This is a genomic window from Vibrio sp. PBL-C16 (genome assembly GCF_034321865.1).
Taxonomy (GTDB): Bacteria; Pseudomonadota; Gammaproteobacteria; order Enterobacterales; family Vibrionaceae; genus Vibrio; species Vibrio alginolyticus.
In genome coordinates, this window is the sequence record NZ_JAXLNY010000001.1 from 1,074,499 (window position 1) to 1,087,443 (window position 12,945).

The window sequence follows — 12,945 nt, forward strand, 5'->3', positions numbered from 1 at the left end:
CTATATGCACATAACATCATCCGAAAAAAGAAAAAGCGACTTACTAAAGAAAGCCTTTTTATGGCTCATTGTCTTCGATTACCTTTTATTGGCGTTTTTCTTAACTCAGCTATCAAGTATGACACTAAACAGCGGAACCATGATCAGCTTGTTACTTGTTGTTTATAACGTCTTACTTGTTTCGCTATGTTTTCAACGAACCAACAAGCAGGACTCTTACATTATCTACCCTGTTTTGTCCGCAACGTTATTAGCATTTGTCTGCTTTCTTTACTTCTTTTTTTTAATTTAGCTCCCCGACTCGACCATTGATTTTATTTTTACTGCTTTTTCGAAGTGGTCGAGCTGATGAGTCTGAATCCACCACGTAGCCGCTTCCATCAACAGCTCTGGGTCGTCATTTTTATTAGCGAAAAACGCATAAAATGAGAGACCAACCAATTCACCTTTACTCGCGATCTTTTTGTCACAGATCTCTATAATTTTGTCTCTCAGCGAAGCTCTCATTTCTAATCCCTTAACCTAGTACATACTCACTAACCATACGGTTGAAAGAAATCAAATCAAACGAGCCTTTAATTTCAAAACGCACTCTTCCCACCTCACTCATGAAGAACTCGATTTCACAGTCCAAATCAAAAGTACCAGAGGTCTCGATAGAAAATGCATTGATCTTACTGTAAGGCAAAGAAGTGTAATCCACTTTTGAGCCGGTAATCCCTTGCACATTTGCCGCTATCACTCGCTTGTTCGTAAACACCACTTGGTCACGAACTGTTTTAAAAGCAGCGAAAATAGTCTCACCATCAATCAAGAACTTAAGGAAGTCTTCTCTGGCACTAGAAACGTCAATCGGCTTAAGCTTAAATACAGAGGAATTGTCGAAATCAATCATAATTAATCCTTTGAGTGGGCGTTAGAACGAATTATCAACGTATCAGATAGCACCACTTTTGCCTACTCGCAACGCACGTTTCTGCTTGATTCGCCCAACAACGAAGCGTCACTCACTTCCACCCTTGCATCCATTGCTCAGAGTCTTTTAGGTCTTGCCAGTTCATCTCTCGGTCGCGTTTACTCATGACTGCCTCGATGACACATCTCACAACGTTACCATCTTCATCTAGTTCCATTTCCGTCACAACAAAATGCTTCTCTTTGTTTTTAGGTGAAATTGCCGTCCATTTACTGTGCAATAGTTTCTTAGGGTGGATTCTGTTCATCGCATTGTACCAATTTAACTACCATGTTGATGTATACGACTGAATACCAAGAGAGAATCAGATTTTGTTTTTGCAAACCTACAAAAGATAAAACCGCAAAAGAGATCACTCCCTTTCGCGGCCCTAACTACAATCCGACTAGGTCTTCTGACCATTCAATCGAGGGTTTAAGTACTGACTTTGTAGCAACTGTAACCCTTTACCGACCAGAACAATCACTATCGCGCCAATCAGGACAGGCGTGAAGAGAAAACTCCATCCCTGCCCAGACGCCATGATCAAAATTGGATTTGCACCCGCAGGTGGATGAGTGGTCTTCGTAATCAGCATCGCAGACACACCTAGCCCCGTCGCAATCGCTAGCGTGACCGGCGTGACGTCAACATACTGGCTAAACGCAATACCGATAGAGGCCGTGATAAAGTGACCAATGATCACGTTTTTGGGTTGAGCAAGAGGGCTGCCTGGCACCCCAAACACCAGTACTGCGGTAGCACCAAATGGTGCCATCAGGAGTACAACCTCCGTCAGTGATACCTCAGCGTAGGACAATACGCCAATAGCCAACGTAGCGCCAAGCCCGGCAACCAACGATAAAATTAAATTATTCATAAACACCTCAAAGTAGACCGAATTGTCTACAAAATAAAATAGACAAATCTGTCTACCTTTGTCAATATGTGTTTATGGAACTTTTTGAGGACGTAGTTATGAAGAAAAAGAAACAGTTATTGATCGACACAGCTTTGTCACTGTTTTATAAACAAGGCATCAACTCTATTGGCATCAATGAAGTTCTCAATGTTTCCGGCGTGGCTAAACGCACGCTATATAACCATTTTGAGAGCAAAGAAGCGCTTATCATTGCCGCATTAGAACAACGCCACCAAATATTTATGGAATGGTTGGAGGAAAAGCTTTCTTCAGCACAAACGTGCGCGGAGGTGATCGATCAGTTATTTACTGCACTCAACGGTTGGTTTCATGGCTCTGAAGAAAAATTGGGCGAGTTTCGCGGCTGCTTTTTCATCAATACGTCCGCGGAATTCAGTGACGACAGCGGCGAGATCGCAACGTATTGCCGCTACCATAAGCAGCAAGTCAGAGAGCTAATTCAACGCTATCTCAAATCAGACAACGCTTCATTACTCGATGCCATTTGCATCATGAAAGAAGGCGCGATCACTACCGCTTACATAACGAAAGAATACGACAATGTCACGAAGAAATGCGTGACCATTTTGCACAAGCTGTAATGCGGTCAGGGATAGTCATTCGCGAATTAAGTATTCAAACCAAAGGCACCAATCGGTGCCTTTTGTTTTAGTTAGCCAGTGTACTTACAGCTCGTGCTCGGTACGTGCGATGATGTCGTCTTGCGCGTCTGGTGATAGCGCGGTGAAAAACGCTGAGTAGCCTGCAACTCGCACGACAAGATCACGATATTGCTCTGGGTTCTTCTTCGCAGCTAGCAAGGTCTCACGAGAGACGATGTTGTATTGCACGTGCCAACCTTTGTGGTGGTTGAAGAAGGTGCGAATCAGCATAGAGAGCTTGAGCTTATCCCCTTCAGACTCAACCGCCGCTGGGCTTAACTTCTGGTTAAGCAGCACGCCACCAAGGATCTTATTCGCTTGGATCTTACCGACCGAGTTGTATACCGCTGTTGGACCTAAACGGTCTGAGCCAGATGACGGGCTTGCACCTTCTGCCAATGGCGTTTTCGCTTTGCGGCCGTCTGGCGTTGCCATGGTTGAAGCGCCGAACGGGACGTTTGCCGAGATACTTGATGTACCTGCGTAGTAACCGCCGCCAATTGGACCACGCCCATGACGCGTATTAACGAACTGCTCTAGCTCATCAATGTACACTTGGTAAGCGTCTGCCAGTAGTTGGTCTACTGCATCATCATCGTTACCGTATTTTGGTGCAAAGTTGATAAGACGTTGGCGAAGCTGCTCGTTCTCCATGCCGTCGAAATCTTCTGCTAGTGCTTTTGCCAGCTCTGGCTGAGTGATTTGTGCGTCATCGAAAACAAGGTGTTTGATTGCTGCTAGGCTGTTACCCAAGTTTGCGATACCGACTTGCAAGCCAGATACCCAGTCGTATTTCGCGCCGCCTTCTTTCACAGTTTTACCACGAGCCAAACAGTCATCCACCAGCGTTGAACAGAAGATGTCTTGTGCTTGCTGTTCAAGCACGCTGTCGACGACTGTATCAATCTCAATCGATTTACGGGTGTAGTAGCGGATTTGCTCTGCCCAAGAAGCCGTCATTTGCTCAAAGTTCTCAAAGTTACCTTTTGCTAATGACTTATCGTGCGGCAAGAAGGCTTTACCCGTTGTTGCATCCACACCTTCGTTCAATGAAGCGAGCAGGATACGAGCAAAGTTAATGAAGCTCATGCCCGTACAACGGTAACCCCATTTTCCCGGAACCGCCGTCTCGATACAGCCGATAGAGGCGTAGTTGTAAGCGTCTTCTTTCTCTACTCCAAGCTTGATGAATTCAGGGATGACAATTTCATCGTTGTTGAACGCTGGCATACCGAAGCCACATTTAATCACTTCAACACAACCCATCAGGAATTCTTGGTTTAAACCCTCATGGTAACGCACACTCAAGTTAGGTTGCGTCGAACGCAACTGACCACAAGATTCTAGAATCGCCCAAGAAAGTGGATTCACAGCGTCTTCAGGCTCACCCTTTTCATTCAACTTCTGACCGCCGATACACACGTTTTGGTACAGCGGAGAACCTGCGGAGGCTTTAGAGTGCGCACCAGAGCGAATCTTGTTAACTTCAAGCAGCTTCAACCAACAGCTTTGTAAAAGCTCTAATGCAAAGTCTTTCTCAATTGTGCCGTTTTCGATATCACGAACATAAAATTCGTTTAGGAACTGGTCCATACGACCGAAAGAAACCGAGTGACCATTCGATTCGATTTGTAGCATCAATTGAACGAAGTAGCTCAATTGCAGTGCTTGCCAGAAGTTTTCTGGCGCGTGGCTCGCGACATGACGACAGTTTGCCGCAATACTTTCTAACTCAGCTTTGCGCAGCGGGCGTGTCTCTTCTAACGCCATTTTTGCCGCCAATTCAGCGTAGCTCACCATGTGCTCTTGAATCGCAAGCAGTACGATTTCGACCGACTTGTAGAACTGCTCTTTCTTCAAGCCTCCAAAGGTCGAAGCATCATTGTTAGCACGGTGCTGACGAACATCCTCTAGCAAGCCGTTCATGCCTAGCTTCAAGATTTTCTCGTTATCCACGGCAAGGTGCGCGTCACCCGAAGTCATGTTGCCTTCAGCTTTAATGATGGTGCTGGCTAAGATTTCTTGCTGCTCATCAGTGAACAAGCCATAACAACGGTCTTGAACGGTTTTGCCACGCCAGTACGGTGTGATGCTGTGGATGCTTTGCTTATCTTCTTCAGTGACCGCAAAGCCTGCACCAGGACGGTCGGCTAGCTCATCAATTTCCGCTTCAATCCAACGTACAGTGTATTCTGGGAAAATAGGCGCAGCGCGCACTTTGCTCGCTTGGTTACCGACGATCAATTCATCGTGTTTAATCCAAATAGTACGAGTGCGTAAGTGCTCTTGCAATGCTAGCGCACGTTGGACAATTACAGGTTTGTCTTCGTTTGCTTGATAAGCACGAGTGTATGCCTCTGCACGCTCGGTACAGACAGGTGGCGTTACGATATTTACCAGTGCCGATTTGTGCGCTTTGATACGCTCAGGAAGGTAATTCAGGTCCATAGTTAACCTCTTACAATCACGTTAAGTTGGGTGTTTTCGCTTGCATATTGCATGGCGCTTTCTAGCAGTTCTGGTTTGTTTAATGGCTTGTCAGAACACTCGTAAGGCATATCGAGCAAACGGTATTTATTGATGCCGAGCGTGTGGTACGGCAGCAAGTGAAGTTCTTGGCAGCTTTCTAGTGAAGCCGCAAAATCGATGATGTCTTTCAACTCTTCGATGGTGTCATTGAACCCCGGTACCACTGGAACGCGAATCACAATGCGTTTCGCGATAGGTGCCAGTTTTCGGAAATTGTCTTTGATGCGTTTTAGTGAACCTTTCGCCCAGCTAAGAAACTTTTCTTCGTCGGTATGTTTTAAATCCGCCAACCAGCAATCAATATGCGGCGCGGCTTTTTCGACGTTCTTCCACGGCACATGCATGCACGATTCAATAGCGGTAGAGACTTGGTTGTCATGCAGACGCTGCGCGAGTTCTGCCACCAAATCCGCTTGCATGAGTGGCTCACCACCCGAGAAGGTCACGCCACCTTGGCTTTGGTCGTAGAAAGGTTTGTCTTTCATCAAGGTGTCGAACAGCATGTCTGATTTTGCCTCTTCACCGCAGACAGTCAGTGCTTGCGTAGGACAGACATTGCGCAGCGCGATCAGTTGGTCTTCTTTGATGGCTTTGCGATTGATGATGATCTGGTTGTCGATGCGTTGAATACCATCACCCACCGTTTCACTATCCGCTGTAGATTGAGTTGTGGCTTGATAAGCAGAAACGCACAGCTGGCAATCTTCCATGCAGCTTCGCTGATCAAACAACAGTGAATGCTTTTCGCTGCGACTTTCTGGGTTTTGACACCAAGGGCAAGACAAGCTGCATCCTTTAAGAAAAAGAATGGAACGAATGCCATCGCCATCATGGGTAGAGAATCGTTGGATATTGAAATACATCTCTGCTTGCCTCTTGGTCTGTGCTACCGCTGTGTACTTAATCCGTTTCTTGCTGGTTAAGTCTTATCAGCAGCTTCTCTGTCTTCTAACTGAAAGCTTCATTTGAGCGTTTACAAGTTTCACTTAACTTTCATTTAATGAAATTATTATAGTTTCAAATGAAATTTCAATTGATCAAAATCAAGATCTCGTTCGATTGTCAGATCTATAGTGATCCCATCATCAAAACGAAGATTTTGTTTAAGGTAGAAACCATGATTGAACTTTATTTAGATACTGCTGATGTGGCAGAAGTAAAACGCTTTAACCAGTGCCTACCGCTAAAAGGCGTGACGACAAACCCAAGCATTTTGGCGAAGTCAAAACAGGGACTGAATGAAACCCTAGCAGGCATGCAAGAAGCACTTGGCGGGACACCTCGCTTTCACGCTCAAGTCGTGAGTTCAACCGTCGAAGGCATGCTGGCAGAAGCGCGCCAACTGAATGAATTGCCCTACGATATGGTGGTAAAAGTACCTGCAACAGAAACCGGCTTAGCAGCAATTAAGTTAATGAAAAAAGAGGGAATTCAGGTTCTTGCTACTGCTATCTATTCAGCTCAACAAGGTTTCCTAGCAGCACTGTGCGGTGCTGACTACCTAGCACCTTACGTAAACCGCATTGATGCGATGAACGGCAACGGTGTTGAAGTGGTCGCGGATCTTCAATTGTTGCTCGATCAAAACCAACTACCAGCGAAGATTTTGGCAGCCAGCTTCAAGAACACTCAACAAGCGATGGAAGTGATGAAGCTAGGCATCGAAGCCATTACATTGCCAACTGATGTGGCGGCACAAATGTTCGCACATCCAGCAGTAAAACCGGCGGTTGAGCAGTTCGATAAAGACTGGAAAGAGACGTTCGGCGAGAAACTTTCATTTGAAAGCTAATTAAAAGTAGCAGCTAGACCTTTCAATGAATAATAAAGGGAATCTTAACTCACCCTGTGCGCCGGTGAGTTTAAGGTTCCCTTTTGTATTTCATATAAAGAGGTGAGGTTTACAGCAGTTCTCTATTGGTCAGTGACCAAAGGTACACGCGCTTGAGTAAACTGATTTTGAACCTCTTACGAATACCTCGTTTGGAATGGCGGAATCGGTTTGGTAGCGCAATGGCTTTCATCTCGGTTTTCATTTCTTTTCCATCCACCAACACAGTAGACCTCCGATGCAATAAGCCAGCAGATCATTCCAATCAAATGTGGCGCCCAAAATCACTGCCAGAGGCGATGAAGATTCGATACCAAGCCAAACCGCGACCTGTAAAAATTGCCCTAACTCAACAGCAAACGCAATCAACACCACCAGTGAAACCAGCCAGTTAACGGGCATGGAGAACAAGCTTGCAAGAAAGTAGTAGAGCCAAACCACAACGAGAACATCACCAAATGTCGGGCGAATAAAGCTGTCTCGAACATAGAGCGCAATAACGACCAATGTGATAAAACACACCAAGCTTTTCAGTCCATTTTTTGCAGAAAGTTGCAGGCGGATAGCGGACGTCTCTTCCACCATATCGCTTGGCTGCCCAGTGAAAACTGCTCGCTTAAACGTCTTCATGATTCGCCTTTGCACTTTCTTCTACTTTCTTATTTCGTGCGTACCAGTCGATGTTGCGTGTAATGACCATAGTGAAGCTCAAAATCGCGAAACACAGCAATGTCCCCATAACCAATGCGTAGCTTTCTGCTTGTAGCAAGCCAAACAGTAATCCGTAGAGAGTGAGCAAACATACTCCGAATATCGCGCCGTGTTTGGTGTTGCTCAACATACCGCTCACGTACACACTTAAAAGCCCCGTCGATGCGACTGCTGACACCACATACGCCCAGTTAAAGCCGAGGTGTTCACTCATCGAAATCAGCAACAGATAGAAAAGCGCTAAAGCCAGACCAATAAAGCCGTATTGCACTGGGTGAACCGGACGCGCTTGGAACAGCTCCAGTAAGAAGAAACTCGCAAATACTAGTGTGATAACCAACAGTGAATAGTTAACGGCTCGGTGGGATTTCAAATAGTGGTCAACGGGGTCAATCAAATCTACGCCCATTTGTCGCTGTTCAAGCTCGTGACAAGCGTGATTCGATGACAAACAGCTTTGGAACAGCTGCGCGATATTGGTTGAGAAGTTGTTGCTCGCCCATTGCGCGTTAAATCCATCTTCAGATACTTCTGACGACACCGGTAAGTAATCACCAATAAAGCTTGGATGTGCCCAAGTTGAAGAGAGTTCAACCGTTGTTTGACTGCCGATTGGTGTGACTTGAAGCTGACCCATCCCTTGCAGCAAGAAGTTAAGATCGAAAGCCAAAGGTTGCTCTATGTTCAGGTCAGCGAGAGTCAGAGCACTGTGGAAGCCTTGTGGTAACTGATCTAATCCCGTTCCCGGTGCGACTTCGATACCAGCACTCGCCATGGTCATATCATCCAAACGAATCAATCCGCGGCTGTCTTCAATACCAACCACTAGGCTCATGTTTTCAATATCAAGCCCCTGCAACGCCGCGAGATCGTCTGCATCAAAAGTGCCTTTCAGCGCCACTTGTGCTTTGTATAAACGCGCGCGGTAAATACCTCGGTACTTTTCAAAACTGTCCAGATTCGCGCTCATATCAAAAGTGCTAGGTAGGAGGAATTTACGACGCTCTTTAATCTGTACTTTGTCATCTCGGTAACTGGTTTCGGTGTAGTTAACCATGATGAATGGACCAATGATGCGCTGTTCGCCGCTGCTACTGCGTGCGATGTCGTTTCTGACTTCATCTTGGCGATATGAGCGTTCTGATATCAGCCCTGTGACCATTGAAAGCGGGATTTGCAGTAAGACAAACAAAAACAGCACGAAGGCGAACTTCGTGCCGAGTTGGTTATTGAGGATCTTTTTCATGTTTCATTCTCCATTTGCTGATGGGAGTAATCTAAATCAGCAATTTGGAGAACGAATGGAGCTAATGTGGAGTTTCTATGGAGTTGGTAAAATCAGGGTCACTTTCACGCCAGAATCGACGTTTTCGACTTGTAACTGACCTTTGTGCAGCTTGATCACTTGCTCAACAAAATTCAGCCCGAGCCCAGTGCTCTTAACGCCATTTTCCCGAGCGAGGGAGTAGAAGCGTTCCGTCAAACGCGACATCGCGTAGTCGGGAATGTGAGGACCTGAATTGAAAATCGACAGGCACATTTTCTCTTTCGCGACCTCAGCTTTCCATTCAATGCATCCCTCCGAATCAACAAAATCCAGCGCATTGTCCATCAAGTTAAAAACGGCTTGTTTCAGTAAGAAGGCATCACCAAGCACGGCGAGATGGTCATCAATTTGGATGTTGGCAATCACCGACTTTGCACTCAAGCGCGCATCCGCCGATTCAACCACTTCATTGACCATTTGTTTTAGCGAGATAGCTTCGACTTGCTCTAGCTCGGGGCGCTTTTCAAGACGAGCCAGTTCGAGCAACTTATCAATCAATGACTGCATGCGGTCGCTTTCTCGCTCAATGTTGCCAGCAAAGCGCGTGACCTTTTCTGCAGGCAACGGCATTTGCAATATTTCACTCGCGCCTTTAATCGCTGATAACGGGCTTTTCAGCTCATGAGTCAGCGTCTGTACGTACTCTTCCACATATTGTTTACCATCGAGTTGATTGCGCATCTTCTCTAATGCGTCGCTTAGCGTGCCGTACTCATAAAAGATACGAAATGTCGGCTTAGAGACCTTTTCACCTTCACCCATTTTGGTCGCGTAGTCTTCTAGCTTGTTCAGTGCTGAGTGAATTCGCCAAGCAAACAATGCCCCTGCCAATAGCACTAAACCACTCATCCACACCATCCAAAACAGCACATTGCGTTTAGAAAGATCGATGAAGGGTTGTACTGAGCGATTGGATTTTGCCACCGTCACGCTGCCAATGATTTCACCTTTGTGGTAAATGGGCGCAGCCACGTGCATAACGGTTGAGAGCGGATCTTTCGGGTCTTCGATGGTACTGCGCGCGCCGTATTGACCACGCAACGTGAGATATACATCGTTCCATTGCGAGTAGTCTTTGCCTACGTCTTGCTGCCAAGAATCCGCAATCACAATGCCTTGTTTATCGGTAATGTAAATTCGATGGTTAATCGCTTTTTTGCCAATTTCCCAAATGCGCGCTTGAGGCTCTCGCTGCCCATAAGCCGCTAGTAGTTTGGAGAAGCGACTTTCAGACAACTTTCCGTTCGCAACATCTTCTTCTGCCAATACTGCAAGCAAGTTCGCCATATCCACCAGCGTCTCTTCGGTGGTTTGACGCACGGTTGGCTTAAGTTCTTGGACGACCGTTTTGCTCACCATGTAAGCCGTCATTCCGACTAAGATGAAGTAGAGAAAAAACAGTCTGAGTCCAAGAGGGATCTTCGGCCAGCGATTCATCATTCACCTTTAATGCAGTAAAAGTAACCAAAGCCACGCTTGGTACAGATGCGTTCAGACATCTCAAACGGCTTCAACTTATGGCGAATGGCTTTGATGTGGGTATCAATATTGCGCTCGTACGCAGCTTCCGGCGCCATGTCAGCAGCGACCATAAGTTGCTCTCGGCTCAATACATTGGAAGAGACAGAAATCAGTTTATCGAGAATCTTAAATTCGACCGCAGTTAACCCAAGCATTTGCCCGCCAACACCGTAGTCGAAGTTCTGCGCAACTAAATCATGGTTCAAATGAGGTTGTTCTGGAACAGCTACAGGCTCTGGTTTGTCCTCCATCATTGGCGCTTTAGCTTTGATTCGAAGTTTAATGCGAGCCAACATTTCGCGCGGGCTAAATGGCTTAGTCACGTAATCATCCGCGCCAATTTCCAAACCGACTACGCGATCAATTTCATCGCTTCTTGCGGTGAGAAAGATTATGGGAATATCAGAAAACTCACGGATGGTTTTGCATAATTCAAAACCATTGCCATCCGGTAAGCCTACGTCTAAGACAAGTAACGCTGCGGAGTTGTGCTGCAAAAAAGCTAAGCCCTCTCCTGCTGTTGTAAACCACTCTGCGTGGTAGCCATCCATCTCTAATACATGAATCAGGTTCTCTGCGATGGCAGATTCATCCTCAATAATGACGACGGTTGATTGGTCGCTCAATGTTCTAACCTCACTGACGATACTTGTTTAGATGCACATCTTGTTCACTTACTTTGGCGCAAAGGCTATCGGATTGATAGCACAAAGGCAAAATCCGTGAACAATATTAATCAAACACCCTCTCATTCAGCGTGGTGAACTTATCACCCACGCTGATGAGTCACTACAATTGTGAATACAATGATTTCAACCATTGATGTGAACAGTGTTCATTTTAAACTCAAGTTATCAATTCGATTTTATTTAAAGGACAGTCACTGATGAAAAGAGCGCTAATCCCCCTGGCTTTACTGACTTTGCTCTCAGGTTGCGCCAGCATGTCTCCGGATGAGTGCAAAACGGCAAACTGGTACAACGTAGGTTATCAAGATGGCCGAGACGGCAACGATCCAAACATTATCAATAGCTATACCGAAGACTGTGGTGAAGCGGGTGTGACACCCGACCGAGCGAAATGGAAAGAAGGCTTTGATAAAGGCACTATCCAATATTGCTCACCAGACAATGGGTACACTGTCGGTATCGAAGGCAAAGAATATTACGGTGTATGCAGCAGCAAAGAGTTTATTGAGAACTACCAGTTAGGTCATCAAGAATATCAACGCCAGCAACGCATCCAACAAATCGATACTGAAATCTCGGTCATCGATAATCAGCTTGATGGCAATCCAGACAAAGATAATGCCAAGAGACTGAAAGAGAAGAGAAAGCGATTGGCTGACGAGCGTTCAAGCCTCTTGTCGCCAACCATCAACTTGAATCTGAATTTCTAAATCGATTGGATTTAGCTTCTAAAAATTCATGGCCCTAGCTCAGTTCTAGGGTCATGAATTGACTGTTCGGATCGAGTTCGTAATCCCCGAACGGCTCGCAGTACACAAAGCCATGCTTTTCATACAACAGGCGCGCTGGTTTAAAAAACTCCATCGAGCCCGTTTCTAAACTCAAGCGCTGCAAACCTTTTTGCTTCGCTTGCTCAATCACATGAATCAATAATTGAGATGCCACACCTTGGTTTCTTGCCGTAGGCGTGGTGCGCATGGATTTCAGCTCCGCGTGTTGGTCATCCAACTCTTTAATCGCCGCACACCCAAGCAGTTGCTCACCTTTCCATCCGGTCCAAAATGTCACTTCTGGCGCTTTGAGCTTATCTAAATCTAACGCATGCACGCTTTCTGGTGGTGACGTGGCGTACATGTCCTGTAAATGTCCTTCCAACAGCGCTATCACTTGCGACCGTTCTAAATTGTCGATTTCAATCCTCATCTTTCCATCCTTGGTTTTTCATAGCTAAAGCGGCTGTCTCATAATGTGCTGCGGTCCAACAGGGCCGCCGTGGTAAAGCTCATTGGTATCTTCAAACCCTGATTTTAAATAGCACTGATAAGCAGGTATGTTGCGGCAATTCACAGTGAGATAAAGCGCATCAAATTCGGGATAATGGCGTTTGGCGAAATTGGCAAACTGTTGAATTGCTCGCTTGGCGATGCCTTTGCCTTGATGACGGTGATCCACCAGCAAAGCACGCACGCCTAAACTGTTTTTCGGGCAAAAATCGTATTTCTCGCTGTAAGCAGCATCAAATAGAAAAAAGCCAACCACGTCATCGTCCGCCAGAATCAGATGCGGAAGCTCTGTGGGTTCAAGACGTGTAAGCATTTCACCCACATCCGCGACCGTAAACTGCGATTGCTCTTCTAGCACGCTAAGTTCGCAAGTGTGTTCATGTCGCTCAGGCGAATACTTTTCAATAGTAATCATAATCTTCCTTGTTGTTTTTATGCTCAATTCATACAGGGTATGTCGTAAATAGAAATACCTAGTGTCGTATTTCCCACTCGCAGGCAAACGTTTAGCACTC

Annotated in this window: 17 protein-coding genes; 4 read left to right on the top strand and 13 right to left on the bottom strand. The window is 46.0% G+C overall.

The features are described 5' to 3' along the window. Positions 1-4 precede the first annotated feature (4 nt). Positions 5-292, top strand: a complete 288-nt coding sequence (locus tag UQW94_RS04590) for a hypothetical protein (RefSeq protein ID WP_005375002.1) — start codon at positions 5-7, stop codon at positions 290-292. Here the strand turns inward: UQW94_RS04590 and UQW94_RS04595 are convergent. From UQW94_RS04595 to UQW94_RS04610, 4 genes are all read right to left on the bottom strand, one after another. Next, positions 289-507, bottom strand: coding sequence for a DUF6500 family protein (locus UQW94_RS04595; protein ID WP_065275490.1), 219 nt, complete (start codon positions 505-507; stop codon positions 289-291). The two genes, UQW94_RS04590 and UQW94_RS04595, sit on opposite strands and share 4 nt — an antisense overlap. A 10-nt stretch (positions 508-517) precedes the next feature. Then, the gene (locus UQW94_RS04600; protein WP_086047234.1) at positions 518-895 is read right to left on the bottom strand and encodes a PH domain-containing protein; all 378 of its coding nucleotides are present in this window, start codon (positions 893-895) and stop codon (positions 518-520) included. Positions 896-1,007: 112 nt separating this feature from the next. Beyond that, positions 1,008-1,223: a TIGR02450 family Trp-rich protein gene (locus UQW94_RS04605; protein WP_005374999.1), complete on the bottom strand. Its 216-nt coding sequence runs from the start codon at positions 1,221-1,223 to the stop codon at positions 1,008-1,010. Between the two features lie 138 nt (positions 1,224-1,361). Next, positions 1,362-1,835 (bottom strand): HPP family protein, encoded by a 474-nt coding sequence (locus tag UQW94_RS04610; protein WP_064369614.1) that lies wholly within the window; start codon positions 1,833-1,835, stop codon positions 1,362-1,364. A 98-nt stretch (positions 1,836-1,933) separates the two neighbouring features. Between UQW94_RS04610 and UQW94_RS04615 the strand changes: the two genes are divergently transcribed. Beyond that, positions 1,934-2,479, top strand: coding sequence for a TetR/AcrR family transcriptional regulator (locus UQW94_RS04615; RefSeq protein WP_239933071.1), 546 nt, complete (start codon positions 1,934-1,936; stop codon positions 2,477-2,479). 84 nt (positions 2,480-2,563) lie between these two features. On the opposite strand, the gene UQW94_RS04620 is transcribed toward UQW94_RS04615, so the two are convergent. Both UQW94_RS04620 and UQW94_RS04625 read right to left on the bottom strand, forming a co-directional pair. Continuing rightward, on the bottom strand, positions 2,564-4,987 hold the full coding sequence (locus UQW94_RS04620) for a formate C-acetyltransferase/glycerol dehydratase family glycyl radical enzyme (protein ID WP_322142029.1): 2,424 nt from the start codon (positions 4,985-4,987) through the stop codon (positions 2,564-2,566). Between the two features lie 2 nt (positions 4,988-4,989). After that, a complete protein-coding gene (locus tag UQW94_RS04625; RefSeq protein WP_061007638.1) occupies positions 4,990-5,931 on the bottom strand; it encodes a glycyl-radical enzyme activating protein in 942 nt (313 codons plus the stop codon). Between the two features lie 254 nt (positions 5,932-6,185). Between UQW94_RS04625 and UQW94_RS04630 the strand changes: the two genes are divergently transcribed. After that, entirely contained in the window at positions 6,186-6,860 is a 675-nt protein-coding gene (locus UQW94_RS04630; protein ID WP_009706445.1) for a fructose-6-phosphate aldolase, read from the top strand. Positions 6,861-6,969: 109 nt separating this feature from the next. Here UQW94_RS04630 and UQW94_RS04635 read toward each other — a convergent pair whose 3' ends face one another. The 5 genes from UQW94_RS04635 to UQW94_RS04655 all read right to left on the bottom strand — a co-directional run bounded on the left by UQW94_RS04635 (position 6,970) and on the right by UQW94_RS04655 (position 11,084). Next, entirely contained in the window at positions 6,970-7,104 is a 135-nt protein-coding gene (locus UQW94_RS04635; RefSeq protein ID WP_258644613.1) for a hypothetical protein, read from the bottom strand. Next, the gene (locus UQW94_RS04640; protein ID WP_322142030.1) at positions 7,101-7,529 is read right to left on the bottom strand and encodes a DUF2809 domain-containing protein; all 429 of its coding nucleotides are present in this window, start codon (positions 7,527-7,529) and stop codon (positions 7,101-7,103) included. Before UQW94_RS04640 ends, UQW94_RS04635 begins: the two co-directional genes overlap by 4 nt. Then, positions 7,516-8,856 carry a cell envelope integrity protein CreD gene (gene creD, locus UQW94_RS04645; RefSeq protein ID WP_322142031.1) on the bottom strand — a complete coding sequence of 447 codons (1,341 nt, stop codon included), beginning with the start codon at positions 8,854-8,856 and terminating at the stop codon, positions 7,516-7,518. The genes UQW94_RS04640 and creD overlap by 14 nt, the downstream gene beginning before the upstream one ends. A 75-nt stretch (positions 8,857-8,931) precedes the next feature. Beyond that, positions 8,932-10,374 carry a two-component system sensor histidine kinase CreC gene (gene creC / locus UQW94_RS04650; protein WP_104980176.1) on the bottom strand — a complete coding sequence of 481 codons (1,443 nt, stop codon included), beginning with the start codon at positions 10,372-10,374 and terminating at the stop codon, positions 8,932-8,934. Next, positions 10,374-11,084: a response regulator gene (locus tag UQW94_RS04655; protein WP_322142032.1), complete on the bottom strand. Its 711-nt coding sequence runs from the start codon at positions 11,082-11,084 to the stop codon at positions 10,374-10,376. The genes creC and UQW94_RS04655 overlap by 1 nt, the downstream gene beginning before the upstream one ends. A 260-nt stretch (positions 11,085-11,344) precedes the next feature. Here UQW94_RS04655 and UQW94_RS04660 point away from each other — a divergent pair, with 260 nt between their 5' ends. Further along, entirely contained in the window at positions 11,345-11,857 is a 513-nt protein-coding gene (locus tag UQW94_RS04660; RefSeq protein ID WP_005374970.1) for a DUF2799 domain-containing protein, read from the top strand. 34 nt (positions 11,858-11,891) lie between these two features. Here UQW94_RS04660 and UQW94_RS04665 read toward each other — a convergent pair whose 3' ends face one another. Both UQW94_RS04665 and UQW94_RS04670 read right to left on the bottom strand, forming a co-directional pair. Further along, on the bottom strand, positions 11,892-12,350 hold the full coding sequence (locus tag UQW94_RS04665; protein WP_053303884.1) for a GNAT family N-acetyltransferase: 459 nt from the start codon (positions 12,348-12,350) through the stop codon (positions 11,892-11,894). Positions 12,351-12,374: 24 nt separating this feature from the next. Then, entirely contained in the window at positions 12,375-12,845 is a 471-nt protein-coding gene (locus tag UQW94_RS04670) for a GNAT family N-acetyltransferase (protein WP_017634420.1), read from the bottom strand. Between the last annotated feature and the right edge of the window lie 100 nt (positions 12,846-12,945).